Consider the following 12,832-nt stretch of genomic DNA (forward strand, 5'->3'; position numbering starts at 1 on the left):
TAGCGGGGCGCATATGCTAGCATACCGACCCCGCAGGATAGTGCCCAACGGGTGTTCTGCGGTGACGGCTTTCTTGCCGTGCGGGTCAGCTCCGGGCTGCTCCCTTCCCTGCCATTTTTCTCCGGGATACAGGTTTACGCAGATGAGCAAGACTTCTCTCGATAAGAGCAAGATCAAGTTCCTTCTTCTCGAAGGCGTCCACCAATCGGCTGTCGACGTCCTCAAGGCGGCGGGCTACACCAGCATCGAGTACCTCACAGGTTCTCTGCCGGAAGCCCAGCTCAAGGAAAAGATCGCTGACGCTCACTTCATCGGCATTCGCTCGCGCACCCAGCTGACCGAAGAAATCTTCGATCACGCGAAGAAGCTGGTCGCGGTCGGCTGTTTCTGCATCGGCACCAACCAGGTCGACCTGAGCGCCGCTCGCGAACGCGGCATCGCCGTGTTCAACGCGCCGTATTCCAACACCCGTTCCGTGGCGGAACTGGTGCTGGCCGAAGCGATCCTGCTGCTGCGCGGCATCCCTGAGAAGAACGCTTCCTGCCACCGTGGCGGCTGGATCAAGAGCGCGGCCAACTCCTTCGAAATCCGTGGCAAGAAGCTGGGCATCGTCGGCTACGGCTCGATCGGCACCCAACTGTCGGTCCTGGCCGAAGGCCTGGGCATGCAGGTGTACTTCTACGATACCGTGACCAAGCTGCCACTGGGTAACGCCACCCAGGTCGGCAACCTGCACGAACTGCTGGCGATGTCCGACATCGTCACCCTGCACGTTCCGGAAACCGCTGCTACCCAGTGGATGATCGGCGAGAAGGAAATCCGCGCCATCAAGAAGGGCGGCATCCTGATCAACGCAGCCCGCGGCACCGTGGTCGAGCTGGACCACCTGGCGGCCGCCATCAAGGACAAGCACCTGATCGGCGCGGCCATCGACGTGTTCCCGGTGGAGCCACGCTCCAACGACGAAGAGTTCGAAAGCCCGCTGCGTGGCCTGGACAACGTGATCCTGACCCCGCACATCGGTGGTTCCACCGCCGAAGCGCAAGCCAACATCGGTCTGGAAGTGGCCGAGAAACTGGTCAAGTACAGCGACAACGGTACTTCCGTTTCGTCGGTGAACTTCCCGGAAGTGGCCCTGCCGGCTCACCCTGGCAAGCACCGCCTGCTGCACATCCACGAGAACATCCCGGGTGTGATGAGCGAGATCAACAAGGTCTTCGCCGAAAACGGCATCAACATCTCCGGTCAGTTCCTGCAGACCAACGAGAAGGTTGGCTACGTGGTCATCGACGTCGACGCCGAGTACTCGGAGTTGGCGCAAGAGAAGCTGCAACACGTCAACGGCACCATCCGTAGCCGCGTTCTGTTCTAAGAACAGGCGCCGTTGAAAAAAGGGAGCCCCCCCTCGGGGCTCCCTTTTTTGTGGGAGCGAGCCTGCTCGCGAAGGACGTTAACGATTACGCGTGCTGACTGGCTAAACACGGCGCTCTCGAGTCCTTCGCGAGCGAGCTCGCTCCTACAGAACAGCGTTAGCCCCAAAGGGCTGCCTTTTTTACTCGACGTTGACGGTGATTTTCTTCGACACGATCGGCGGATCGAACGGCATGTGGCCGCTGTCGCCCAGTTCCAACTGCAAGGTGTGCTTGCCCGGGGCCAGCTTGATGTCTGCCTGGGTCTGCGCCTTGCCGAAATGCATGATGTGCGGATTGCCCTGCGGAATCGGCTCACCTTCGGCCGGCAGTTTGTCGACGTCGATCAGCAGGTGGTGATGGCCGGTGTTCTTGGTGACGTCGCCTGCGGGCGCCAGCGCAATGTTCTCGACCGCGAACTTGACGGTGAACGTCTGTGGAACCGTAGCACCGTCTTCGGGTGAAACGATGGACACTTCGGCCCCTTTGGGCGCTGGTGTGGCGGCACTGGCCAGCACTGAAACGCCCATCAACAGGCCAGCCAGGGCTGCACGTGACATCAAGCTTTTCATTTTCTTCTCCAGTTTTTCCGTAAAATCCACGTGACCATGACAACTTCATGGCCATTCGTTGTCGAAGGCACTCGACAACCATAGCAAAGCGAGCCTGAATCAGAGGGTCCGCGATAATAAATTCAAAGGAGTGACCATGCGCCTTCTGCCTGGCCTGATCTGCCTGCTACCCCTTTTGAGCCCCTTGGCTCACGCCGAACTGATTGATGACGTCAACGACCGTGGCGAGTTGCGCATTGCCGTCGAGGCCAACACTCCCCCGTTCAACTTCAAAAAAGACGACAAACTCACCGGTTTCGAAGTCGAGCTGGGCCAACTGCTGGCCAGCGAACTCGATGTCCGGGCCGACTTTGTCGTCACCGACGGCAGCGACCTGTTGACCGGCGTGGAAAGTGGCAAATACGACATCGCCATCAACCACATAGCAGTGACCCCGGATCTCAAGGATCGTTTCGACTTCAGCGAGCCTTACATTCAAACCAGCGCCCAATTGCTCGCGCAGAAAGACGCGCCGCGCTCCCTGCTGCTGGTGCAATCGCTGAACGAACAGAAACCCAAGAGCAACCCGGCCGTGAGCCTGGCGATTCCGTTCCAGAAGGGCAATCCGGCGTTCCACGCGAGTCTGGAAAATGCGTTGCAGCGCATCAAGGACGATGGACGCCTGCATGCACTGGAGCAGAAGTGGCTGGAGAAGGATACGGAAGCAGTGTCCGAATAATGACCTGTAGGAGCTGGCTTGCCAGCGAAGGCGGCGTCCGGACCAACATTTGTGTTGACCGTGATGACCTCTTCGCTGGCAAGCCAGCTCCTACAAGGGTGTGTTAGTCCAAGGCTGCTGCGGCCTGCGGCAACTCCAGCTCGCTGAACACCTGCACCCCGTGGCGCTTGAGCAAGGCTGCCGTCACACCCTCGCCACTGACTTTCACCCCGCTGAAGGTGCCGTCATAGGTCAGCAAATTGCCACAGGACGGACTGTTGGCCTTGAGGATGGCGATGCGGATGCCATGCTGGCGGACCAACTCCAGCGCCTGATACGCCCCCGACAGGAACTGCGCACTGACATCCTCGCCCTCGGTGGTGATCACCGACGCCTGGCCATCGAGCACTTGCACGCCCTGCCCGCCCGGAATCTCCGCCGCCGCCCGCGGTGTCGGCAAGCCACCGGCCACCTCCGGGCACAACGGCACCACCCGGCCTTCATCCAGCCATTGCTGAAGCTGGTCGAACGGCCCGCTGGCCCCGCCGTCGTAGCGCACGCGGTGGCCCAACAGGCAGCGGCTGACGAGTATTTTCTGCATGATCAGAACGGCTCGTTACCGCGCCGGCGAAACCAGCCGGTCAACGACAGGCGATCGCGCAGGGCGGGCAGGACTTCATGGGGCACCTCACCGGAAAGAAACACCACCAGGCAACCGCCGATGGGCTGCACGTCATGGACTCGCCCGTTATCGAGGTACATGCGCAACTGGCCGCCGTGCTCGGGCAGCCAATGATCATTGAGGTAGACCACGGCCGATACCCTGCGCCGGTCGTCATCACGGAAGCGGTCGACGTGCTTGAGGTAAAAGGCACCCGGTGGGTACATGGCGAAATGGCTTTCGAAATCCTCAAGACCCATGAACAGGCCGCGATTGATCGCCTCGCGCAGGCTGTCCATCAGGCTCAGGTAGCTGTCGCATGCCTCAGCCTGCCCAGGGTCGATCCACTGGATATGGTCACCGCGAATCCCCTCGCGAATCTCCGAAGTCGGCCCACGCCCCACCGCTGCCGGCGCGAGCTCACCTTCGGCCGCACGTTGACGGCACTCGGCTGCCAGCGCTTGGGTCAGATCCTCGGGCAGGAAAATATTCTGCTGCGACCAGCCGTGCTCGGCCAGGTCGTCGACGATTCGTAACAGCAGCGGGTGATCAGAGGGTATTTGCATGCCGCGCATAGTATGCCTGTGCCCGGAAATCCGACAGAGCCACGCAGCGGGTTGATACGAATTCTCGACAAGTGCCGATACCGCACGGAGAATAGTCGCCTGCTGACAGGAGTCCCTATGCGCCGTTTGCTTTTATCCCTGCTGATGTTCTGCGTTGTGCCCGCCTGGGCAGACGGGCATGACCAGTTGTACAAGGTCGCCGGCTGGCCGGAACAACGCGCGCATTTCAACGACGCTCTCTCCGCGGCCCAACAACGCTACCAGGGCAGCCTGCCACCGGCGGTGTTCCAGGCACTGGTCAACAACAGCAACCAGCGTTTTGCCGCTCAGTCCGTGGACCAGCGCGCCGAAGCGCAATTGCGCAAGAACCTCGCCGACCCCAAGCCCGCACTGACGTTTTTCCAGTCGCCGCTGGGCAAGAAAGTCGTCTCCGCCGAGTTGCTGGCGACCCGCCGCGACCAACTGGCAAAAAACGCCAAGGGTTTGCCGAAGATGCAGGCCAGCGACAGCCGCCTGCTGATCATCGGCCATCTGGCACAAGCGCTGCCCGCACGCGAGGCCGGCGCGGAGGTCAGCCTGGCGATTGCCGGCGTTGCCGCCGACAGCCTGAGTTCGATGATTCCGGGACTGCTCGGCGCCGGCCAAGCCCAGGGCATGTTGAACGGGCAGCGCCAGCGCCTGATGGATCAGATCGGCAGCGACCTCGACAACACGCTGCTGTATGTTTATCGCGGCCTGTCGGATAACGAGCTGGAAGAGTTTGCGACCTTTGCCGAATCGGCCGAAGGCCAGGCTTATTACCAGGCGGCACTGGCGGCGATCCGGGCGGGGTTGGCGGTGGGGCAGAGCAATTCGAACCTGGCCCAGTGATGTTCGGCGCCCGATAGATCGCCTTCGCGGGCAAGCCCGCTCCTACAGTGTTTCGAGTCAACCCACATTTTTGTGATCGCCGCCAATCCTGTGGGAGCGTGCTTGCCCGCGAAGGGGCCGGGCCTGCCGCTAGGGATTGCGGCCTTTGATCCGTTTGGTCAAAAACCCGAAATACTCCACGCGCATCCCCAGCGTCTCATTCGCCAGATGATGCCGCGCCTGCGGCAACATCAACACCTGCGGCCGATCAAACTTGCCGCGCAACACCGCCAGGTTGTGTTCCCAATCCACCGTCATGTCGGCCTGCCCCTGCACGATCAGCGGCCGACGCAGGCTCGCAGGTGCCGCCTCGATGCGCTTGATCCAGCGCGCCAACGCCCCGACCCAGGCGGTCGGCAGACGCAGCGGCTGCAACGGGTCAGCTTGCAGGAACGGCAGGAAGGCCGGGTCGTTGGAGTTCTCGCTGAAACGCCGGGCAATGGCTTTGACGAACGGCTTGAGCAGGTAATAACTGAACTGCGACCAACCCCACGCTCGCGGCCGCACCAGTGGCGACAACAAAATCACCTGGCCCTGGGCCGGGCTGTTCGCCCCCGCATTCAACACATGATCGATCACGATCGCCCCGCCAGTGCTCTGCCCGCACAGGTGCCACGGCTGCGGCAGGTCGAGGGACTGCGCTTCGCTGAACAAGCCTTGCAGCGTGTCCTGATACTCGGCGAAATCCTTGATGCTCGCCCGTTCGCCGCTGGACAACCCATGCCCTGGCAAGTCGCACGCGATCACCGCAAAGCCCTGATCCAATGCCCATTCGATCACGTGCCGGTAGAGCCCGGTGTGGTCGTAGAAACCGTGGAACACAAACAGCGTCGCCTTGGCCTGCTCGGGCCACCAGAACTGGCTGACCAGTTCATACCCGTCGACCTCGAATCGCCCAAGGCCACTGCGCACCTGACGCGGCGCAAAATCCAGTCCGTAGAAGCGCTGGTACGCCTGCGCTTGCGCCGACAACGGCTGCCCGGCTGCCAGAGGCAGCAGACTTGCACGTAGAAGATCAGGGTCGAAAGTAGCGGGCATGGACGATTCCAGAACGTGAAACGGTGTTTATAGGCCTGCGATATTCTTCTGTCGCCGCAAGCATGGCAAGCTAGCCGACCTTCGAGGATTGAACCTGATGCGCTCGCCCCTTCGCGCCACCCTGTTTGCCAGCCTGCTCGCCGTGGTGTGCGCGGGTGTGTTGTGGGCGGCCTATGACTGGTTTCAGGGGCGTTACCTGCGCGCGTTCAGCGAACACACAGCGATGTTTTCCGGCGATCCGCTGCGCCTGCCCGACGACCTCGCCGGCCCCGGCGCCATCCGCCTGGTGCATTTCTGGGACCCGGCCTGCCCGTGCAATGTCGGCAATCAACAACACCTGACCGAACTGGTCGAGCGCTACGTCTCCCATGGCGTGGAGTTCTACGCGGTGCAAAAGCCCGGCAGTCACGGCCAGTTGCCGGGCACCTTGAGCCGCCTCAAGACCATCGACATCCTGCCAGGGTCCGAACAGATCCCCGCCAGCCCAGCCGTGGCGATCTGGGACCGCAGCGGCAAACTCGCGTACTTCGGCCCCTACAGCGAAGGCCTGACCTGCAATTCGAGCAACAGCTTTATCGAACCGATCCTGCAAGCGCTGGATGAGGGGCGTGAAGTGAGTGCAACGCACACACTGGCCGTGGGGTGTTACTGCCCGTGGTCGCTCGACACGGCGCGGTAGGGACAAACGCGGCAATACGAATCCCTCCTACAGGCGATGCGTCAGACCGGCGCGCCGTGTTACACAGTGGCACCAGGAATCACAATAACAACAAGGAGTCTCCATGAAACGCAGCTTGACCGCTCTCGCTCTGTTGATCGTCGTGCTGGCCGCCGGGGCCGGCGGGTATCTCTACAGCAAGCAGCCGTCACGCCAGGGCACGGTGGAACTGCAACACCTGCAAGGGCCGGTCTCGGTGCGCTACGACGAGCGCGGCGTGCCGCACATTCGCGCCGAAAACGAAGCCGACCTGTACCGCGCCCTCGGCTACGTGCATGCCCAGGACCGCTTGTTCCAGATGGAAGTCCTGCGGCGCCTGGCCCGTGGCGAACTGGCCGAAGTGCTCGGCCCGAAGCTGCTCGACACTGACAAGCTGATGCGCAGCCTGCGCATTCGCGAACGCGCCGAGACCTACCTGGCCGACCTCGACAAACAGTCGCCCGCCTTCATCGCCATGCAGGCCTACCTGGACGGCATCAACCAGTATCAGGACAGCCACGCCAGACCCGTGGAGTTCGATGTGCTGGGCATTCCCAAGCGTCCGTTCACCGCCCAGGACACCGTCAGCATCGCCGGCTACATGGCCTACAGCTTCGCCGTCGCGTTTCGTACCGAACCCTTGCTGACCTTTGTGCGCGATCAACTGGGGCCGCAATACCTGAACATCTTCGATCTCGACTGGCAGCCCAAGGGCGTGCTCAACGGGGCCGCACCTGCCTTGGCCAGTGCCGACTGGAAAGACCTCAACGCCCTCGCCCGCCTGAGCGAACAGGCACTGGCCGACAACGGCCTGCCGCAGTTCGAAGGCAGCAACGCCTGGGTCGTCGCGGGCAGCCGCACGCAAAGCGGCAAGCCTCTGTTGGCGGGCGATCCGCATATCCGTTTTTCCGCACCGTCGGTGTGGTACGAAGCACACCTCTCGGCGCCGGGCTTTGAGCTTTACGGCCACTATCAGGCGCTGATGCCGTTCGCTTCGCTGGGCATGAACCGTGACTTCGGCTGGAGCATCACCATGTTCCAGAACGACGACCTCGACCTGATCGCCGAGAAGGTCAACCCGGACAACCCCAATCAGGTCTGGTATCGCGGCAAGTGGGTGGACATGACCACCAGCGAGCAGCAGATTGCCGTCAAGGGCCAGGCACCGGTGACGCTGGTGCTGCGCCAGTCGCCCCATGGTCCGATCATTAACGATGCCTTGGGCCGTGGCGTCGGCAAGACGCCGATTGCCATGTGGTGGGCGTTTCTCGAAACCCAGAACCCGATCCTGGAGGGTTTCTACCAGCTCAACCGCGCCGACACCCTGGCCAAGGCCCGCAGTGCCGCCGCAAAAATCCAGGCACCGGGCCTGAACGTGGTCTGGGCCAATGCCAAGGGTGACATCGGCTGGTGGGCGGCGGCGCAATTGCCCAAGCGGCCGGCGGGTGTAAAGCCATGGTTCATCCTCGACGGCAGTACCGCCGAGGCCGACAAGGACGGTTTCTACCCGTTCAGCGCCAACCCGCAGGAGGAAAACCCGGCACGCGGCTACATCGTCTCGGCCAACTTCCAGCCGGTTTCGCCGACCGGCATGGAGATCCCCGGTTACTACAACCTCGCCGACCGTGGTCAACAGCTCAATCGCCAGCTCAGCGACAAAGCGGTCAAGTGGGACCTGGAGAACAGCCAGCAACTGCAATTGGGCACCACCACCGCCTACGGCCCGCGTCTGTTGGCGCCGCTGCTGCCGGTACTGCGCGAAGTGGTGAGCGATCCCGCCGAACGCCAACTGGTGGAGCAACTGGCTCAGTGGAAAGGCGATTACCCGCTCGAGTCGACCAGCGCCACGCTGTTCAACCAGTTCCTGTTCAACCTCGCTGACGCGACCCTGCACGATGAGCTGGGTGACGACTTCTTCGAAACGCTGTTGTCGACCCGGGTGATCGACGCCGCGCTACCGCGCCTGGCCGCTGACGCCAACTCGCCGTGGTGGGACAACCGCAACACCCTCGGCAAGGAAACCCGCGCCGACACGGTGAAGGCGGCGTGGCAGGCCAGCATCGCGCACCTCAAGACCAGCCTCGGTGAAGACTCTACGCAATGGCAGTGGGGCAACGCGCACACGCTGACCCATGGTCATCCGCTGGGCCAACAAAAGCCGTTGGACCTGATTTTCAATGTCGGCCCCTTCGCCGCCCCCGGCAGCCATGAAGTGCCGAACAACCTCTCGGCCAAGATCGGCCCGGCGCCGTGGGCAGTGACCTACGGTCCCTCGACCCGACGCCTGATCGACTTCGCCGACCCGGCCCACAGCCTGACGGTCAACCCGGTCGGCCAGAGCGGCGTGCCGACTGACAGTCACTATGAGGATCAGGCCGAGGCGTATGTCGAAGGGATGTACTTCCAGGCGCATCTGAATGACGAAGAGGTGAGCGCCAATACGCGCAGTACGTTGAAGCTGATGCCGGCGCGCGCTGCGCAGTAAATCTTCATTGGCCGCACTGGCCTCTTCGCGGGCAAGCCCGCTCCCACAGTTGACCGAGTTGTCTGGATGAACACGGTCCGCTGTGGGAGCGGGCTTGCCTGCGAAAGGGCCCTCAAACCATCGCCGCAAAATTCAGCCTGAACTGCTGCGGCGTCACGCCCAACCTGCGATTGAACACGCTGCGCATGTGCTGGGCATCGCGAAAACCGCACTGGTAAGCCACGGTCTTGAGCGGCGCCCGTGTGCTTTCGAGCATCACCCGCGCTGCATCTACCCGCGCCCGCTCAACGAACTCGGCCGGGGTGATTTTCGCCTCCCTGGCAAACACCCGGGAAAAATTGCGTGCGCTCATGTTGGCCGCGTTGGCCAGGTCAGCGATGGTCAGGTCACCGGTGAGGTTGGCCAGCACGTAATGCTGAACCATTGCGACCGCCGACGTCGGTTCGGCATGGGGCGTGAGGAACGGGCTGAATTGCGATTGTCCGCCTGAGCGTTGGGTAAACACCACGAGGCGCTTGGCGACGCTCAGCGCCACTTCCGGCCCATGATCGCGACCCAATAAGTACAGCGACAGATCGATGCCCGCCGTAACACCAGCCGAGGTGAACAACTCGCCGTCCTCGACGTACAGCCGATCCGCTTCGACCCGGGACGAGGGGCACAGCGCCGCAAGGTCCGCGGCGTCCTGCCAATGGGTGGTGACCGTACGTCCCTCAAGCAACCCGGCGCGGGCGAGCATGAAGGCGCCATTGCAGATCGAGCCAAAGCGGCGGGCCCGCGCACAGGCGTCGCGCAACCAGCCATCGAATGCCCGGCCGAAATCCATGAACGGCAACTGCGGCCCGCCCGCCACCAGCAACAGGTCGTAGGCCTCCAGCGCTTCGCTGAAGTGCCGGTGGGCATTGAGTGCCAAGCCGTTGGAACACGCCATGATCCCGCGCTCCACGCCGATCACCTCCAGTCGATAGTGATCCTGCGGGGCCAGGAATCGATTGGCCTCGGAAAACACATCCAAGGGGCCGGTGACATCCAGCGACTGGACGCCGGCGAACACCACGATGGCGACGGTTTTACTCATGGTTCAAAACGCCTCTGATGGCATTGAATGGCAATACGTACCTGTAGGCACCCTAGCCAATCCACACCCAACAAGCGAGGTTGGCACGATATGCACGCTCATTGGCCGGGATCGCAGCCATGGCGCGATTGCCCGGTTTTTGGGGCCGCAACAAACTGAACCCTCAGTACCGCCACGGCAATCACTTCGAGGAAAACCCCATGAGCACCACCATCGCCGGTATCAAGATCCCCGACAGCGCACTGGCCAGGGCCACCACCGAATACATCCGCGACATTGAATCGGACCTGCTCTACCACCACTCGCGCCGAGTGTTCCTGTTCGGCGCACTGAGCGGTGAACGCAAGCAACTGACCTACAACCCCGAGCTTTTGTACGTCGGCGCGATGTTCCATGACCTGGGCCTGGTGGAAGGCCACCGCAGCGACAATGAGCGCTTCGAAGTGGATGGCGCCAACGCGGCAGCCGCGTTCCTCAAGCCTTACGGTTTGAGCGATGACGACATCGAGCAGGTCTGGCTGTCGATTGCGCTGCACACCACGCCGGGCGTTCCGCGGCATCTGCGGCCGACGGTTGCGCTGGTGACCGCCGGCGTCGAAATGGACGTGCTGGGCATGGACTACGCGGCGTTTTCCACCGTGCAGCGTGAAGCGGTGGTGCATGCGCATCCACGGGGCGAGGGGTTCAAGGAGTGCATCATCTGCGCGTTTGCCGATGGCTTGCGTCATCGTCCGCAGACCACGTTCGGCAACGTGAAGACCGATGTGCTGGTGGATCAGGCACCAGGGTTCAAGCCGATGAACTTCGTCGAGGTCATCCGCAAATCCCCGTGGGCCGCATAAGTCGCCTGTAGGAGCCGGCTTGCTGGCGATGGCGCGTCAGTCGAAATCAATGTGTCTGACACATCATCGCCAGCAAGCCGGCTCCTACAGAGGGCATGGGACCAGGCTCAAGCCGCTTCCGGAGCCTGTGCGCGACGCACGTCCGGTTGCTTCCACGAATCGGCGGCTGCCTCTTCGATGGCTTGCTGGATTGCACGCTTGCGGCTTTCTTCGGCGCGACGGCTGAAGAACCAGACCAGGAAGGTCACGATCGACACCGCCAGCAGGATCAGGCTTGCCACGGCGTTGATCTCGGGTTTCACGCCCAGACGTACCGCCGAGAACACTTCCATCGGCAGGGTCGTCGAACCCGGACCCGACACGAAGCTCGCCAACACCAGGTCATCGAGGGACAACGCGAACGACATCATGCCGCCCGCTGCCAGCGACGGCGCGATCATCGGGATGGTGATCAGGAAGAACACTTTCCACGGCTTCGCACCGAGGTCCATGGCCGCCTCTTCGATGGACAGGTCCAGCTCACGCAGGCGAGCCGACACTACCACCGCGACATAGGCCGCGCAGAACGTGGTGTGAGCGATCCAGATGGTGACGATGCCGCGCTCCTGCGGCCAGCCAATCATCTGCGCCATGGCCACGAACAGCAGCAACAGCGACAGACCGGTGATTACCTCAGGCATGACCAGTGGCGCGGTGACCAGGCCACCGAACAACGTGCGGCCCTTGAAGCGCGTGATGCGCGTCAGGACGAACGCTGCCAGGGTACCCAGTGCCACCGCCGCCACCGCCGTGTAGCAGGCGATTTCCAGCGAGCGCACCACCGAGCCCATCAGTTGGGTGTTGTCGAGCAGGCCGACGTACCACTTGATCGACCAGCCGCCCCATACCGTCACCAGTTTGGAGGCGTTGAACGAGTAGATCACCAGGATCAGCATCGGCAGGTAGATGAACAACAACCCCAGGATCAGCATCATGCTGGAGAAACGGAAGCGCTTCATTCTTTACCCTCCATTTCCTTGGCCTGACTGCGGTTGAACAGGATGATCGGCACAATCAGGATCGCCAGCATCACCACCGCCAGGGCGGATGCCACCGGCCAGTCACGGTTGTTGAAGAACTCTTGCCAGAGCACTTTACCGATCATCAGGGTTTCCGGACCGCCGAGCAGTTCCGGGATCACGAACTCGCCCACTACCGGGATGAACACCAGCATGCAGCCAGCGATGATGCCGTTTTTCGACAGCGGCACGGTGATTTTCCAGAAGCTGTTGAAGGTGCTCGACCCGAGGTCCGAAGCGGCTTCCAGCAAGCTGTGGTCGTGCTTCACCAGGTTGGCGTACAGCGGCAGGATCATGAACGGCAGGTACGAATAGACAACGCCGATGTACACCGCCAGGTTGGTGTTGAGGATCTGCAGCGGTTCGTTGATCCAGCCCATGCTCATCAGGAAACCATTGAGCAGGCCGTTGTTGCTGAGGATGCCCATCCACGCGTAGACGCGGATCAGGATCGCGGTCCAGGTCGGCATCATGATCAGCAGCACCAGCACCGTCTGCACTTCCTTGCGGGCAACGGAGATGCCGTAGGCCATCGGGTAACCGATCAACAGGCAAAGGATGGTGCTGAAAAACGCCATCTTCAACGAGCCGAGGTAGGCGGCGATGTACAGCTCGTCACCGGCCAGCATCGCGTAGTTGCCGAGGTTAAGCAGCAGTTGCAGCTTTTGTTCGGCGTAGGTGTAGATTTCGGTGTACGGCGGAATGGCCACGTCTGCTTCGGCGAAGCTGATCTTCAGAACGATGAAGAACGGCAGCATGAAGAACAGGAACAGCCAGATGAATGGGATGCCGATGACCATCTGACGGCCACCGGGAATTA

Annotated in this window: 13 protein-coding genes; 6 read left to right on the forward strand and 7 right to left on the reverse strand. The window is 62.1% G+C overall.

All coding sequences use genetic code 11. The features are described 5' to 3' along the window. The first annotated feature begins 142 nt into the window (after positions 1–142). The gene (gene serA / locus J1D76_RS06305; RefSeq protein ID WP_421137533.1) at positions 143–1,372 is read left to right on the forward strand and encodes a phosphoglycerate dehydrogenase; all 1,230 of its coding nucleotides are present in this window, start codon (positions 143–145) and stop codon (positions 1,370–1,372) included. Between the two features lie 180 nt (positions 1,373–1,552). On the opposite strand, the gene J1D76_RS06310 is transcribed toward serA, so the two are convergent. Then, the gene (locus J1D76_RS06310; RefSeq protein WP_421137534.1) at positions 1,553–1,981 is read right to left on the reverse strand and encodes a DUF4399 domain-containing protein; all 429 of its coding nucleotides are present in this window, start codon (positions 1,979–1,981) and stop codon (positions 1,553–1,555) included. Positions 1,982–2,117: 136 nt separating this feature from the next. On the opposite strand from J1D76_RS06310, the gene J1D76_RS06315 reads away from it, so the two are divergent. Then, positions 2,118–2,699, forward strand: coding sequence for a transporter substrate-binding domain-containing protein (locus tag J1D76_RS06315; RefSeq protein WP_421137535.1), 582 nt, complete (start codon positions 2,118–2,120; stop codon positions 2,697–2,699). Positions 2,700–2,802: 103 nt separating this feature from the next. On the opposite strand, the gene J1D76_RS06320 is transcribed toward J1D76_RS06315, so the two are convergent. Beyond that, positions 2,803–3,279 (reverse strand): DUF523 domain-containing protein, encoded by a 477-nt coding sequence (locus tag J1D76_RS06320; RefSeq protein ID WP_421137536.1) that lies wholly within the window; start codon positions 3,277–3,279, stop codon positions 2,803–2,805. Between the two features lie 2 nt (positions 3,280–3,281). After that, a complete protein-coding gene (locus J1D76_RS06325) occupies positions 3,282–3,914 on the reverse strand; it encodes a 2OG-Fe(II) oxygenase (protein WP_421137537.1) in 633 nt (210 codons plus the stop codon). A 108-nt stretch (positions 3,915–4,022) separates the two neighbouring features. Here J1D76_RS06325 and J1D76_RS06330 point away from each other — a divergent pair, with 108 nt between their 5' ends. Beyond that, positions 4,023–4,775, forward strand: coding sequence for a DUF2059 domain-containing protein (locus J1D76_RS06330; protein ID WP_421137538.1), 753 nt, complete (start codon positions 4,023–4,025; stop codon positions 4,773–4,775). 129 nt (positions 4,776–4,904) lie between these two features. On the opposite strand, the gene J1D76_RS06335 is transcribed toward J1D76_RS06330, so the two are convergent. Continuing rightward, positions 4,905–5,852 (reverse strand): alpha/beta hydrolase, encoded by a 948-nt coding sequence (locus J1D76_RS06335; protein ID WP_421137539.1) that lies wholly within the window; start codon positions 5,850–5,852, stop codon positions 4,905–4,907. A gap of 97 nt (positions 5,853–5,949) precedes the next feature. Here J1D76_RS06335 and J1D76_RS06340 point away from each other — a divergent pair, with 97 nt between their 5' ends. Continuing rightward, on the forward strand, positions 5,950–6,531 hold the full coding sequence (locus J1D76_RS06340) for a DUF6436 domain-containing protein (protein ID WP_421137540.1): 582 nt from the start codon (positions 5,950–5,952) through the stop codon (positions 6,529–6,531). A 103-nt stretch (positions 6,532–6,634) separates the two neighbouring features. Next, positions 6,635–9,034: a penicillin acylase family protein gene (locus J1D76_RS06345; RefSeq protein WP_421137541.1), complete on the forward strand. Its 2,400-nt coding sequence runs from the start codon at positions 6,635–6,637 to the stop codon at positions 9,032–9,034. A gap of 112 nt (positions 9,035–9,146) precedes the next feature. Here the strand turns inward: J1D76_RS06345 and J1D76_RS06350 are convergent, their stop codons facing one another. Next, a complete protein-coding gene (locus tag J1D76_RS06350; RefSeq protein ID WP_421137542.1) occupies positions 9,147–10,112 on the reverse strand; it encodes a GlxA family transcriptional regulator in 966 nt (321 codons plus the stop codon). Positions 10,113–10,312: 200 nt separating this feature from the next. On the opposite strand from J1D76_RS06350, the gene J1D76_RS06355 reads away from it, so the two are divergent. Beyond that, complete coding sequence (locus J1D76_RS06355) at positions 10,313–10,954, forward strand: HD domain-containing protein (protein ID WP_421137641.1); 642 nt, start codon at positions 10,313–10,315, stop codon at positions 10,952–10,954. 107 nt (positions 10,955–11,061) lie between these two features. Here the strand turns inward: J1D76_RS06355 and J1D76_RS06360 are convergent, their stop codons facing one another. Beyond that, a complete protein-coding gene (locus J1D76_RS06360; RefSeq protein WP_421137543.1) occupies positions 11,062–11,952 on the reverse strand; it encodes an ABC transporter permease subunit in 891 nt (296 codons plus the stop codon). Further along, complete coding sequence (locus J1D76_RS06365; protein ID WP_421137642.1) at positions 11,949–12,830, reverse strand: ABC transporter permease subunit; 882 nt, start codon at positions 12,828–12,830, stop codon at positions 11,949–11,951. The genes J1D76_RS06360 and J1D76_RS06365 overlap by 4 nt, the downstream gene beginning before the upstream one ends. Between the last annotated feature and the right edge of the window lie 2 nt (positions 12,831–12,832).

This window comes from Pseudomonas sp. NFX15, from assembly GCF_049132105.1.
In the GTDB taxonomy this organism is placed as follows: domain Bacteria; phylum Pseudomonadota; class Gammaproteobacteria; order Pseudomonadales; family Pseudomonadaceae; genus Aquipseudomonas.

Coding starts and splice junctions, on each gene's coding strand:
- serA (WP_421137533.1), top strand. CDS start 143: ATGAGCAAGACTTCTCTCGATAAGAGCAAGATCAAGTTCCTTCTTCTC.
- J1D76_RS06310 (WP_421137534.1), bottom strand. CDS start 1,981: ATGAAAAGCTTGATGTCACGTGCAGCCCTGGCTGGCCTGTTGATGGGC.
- J1D76_RS06315 (WP_421137535.1), top strand. CDS start 2,118: ATGCGCCTTCTGCCTGGCCTGATCTGCCTGCTACCCCTTTTGAGCCCC.
- J1D76_RS06320 (WP_421137536.1), bottom strand. CDS start 3,279: ATGCAGAAAATACTCGTCAGCCGCTGCCTGTTGGGCCACCGCGTGCGC.
- J1D76_RS06325 (WP_421137537.1), bottom strand. CDS start 3,914: ATGCGCGGCATGCAAATACCCTCTGATCACCCGCTGCTGTTACGAATC.
- J1D76_RS06330 (WP_421137538.1), top strand. CDS start 4,023: ATGCGCCGTTTGCTTTTATCCCTGCTGATGTTCTGCGTTGTGCCCGCC.
- J1D76_RS06335 (WP_421137539.1), bottom strand. CDS start 5,852: ATGCCCGCTACTTTCGACCCTGATCTTCTACGTGCAAGTCTGCTGCCT.
- J1D76_RS06340 (WP_421137540.1), top strand. CDS start 5,950: ATGCGCTCGCCCCTTCGCGCCACCCTGTTTGCCAGCCTGCTCGCCGTG.
- J1D76_RS06345 (WP_421137541.1), top strand. CDS start 6,635: ATGAAACGCAGCTTGACCGCTCTCGCTCTGTTGATCGTCGTGCTGGCC.
- J1D76_RS06350 (WP_421137542.1), bottom strand. CDS start 10,112: ATGAGTAAAACCGTCGCCATCGTGGTGTTCGCCGGCGTCCAGTCGCTG.
- J1D76_RS06355 (WP_421137641.1), top strand. CDS start 10,313: ATGAGCACCACCATCGCCGGTATCAAGATCCCCGACAGCGCACTGGCC.
- J1D76_RS06360 (WP_421137543.1), bottom strand. CDS start 11,952: ATGAAGCGCTTCCGTTTCTCCAGCATGATGCTGATCCTGGGGTTGTTG.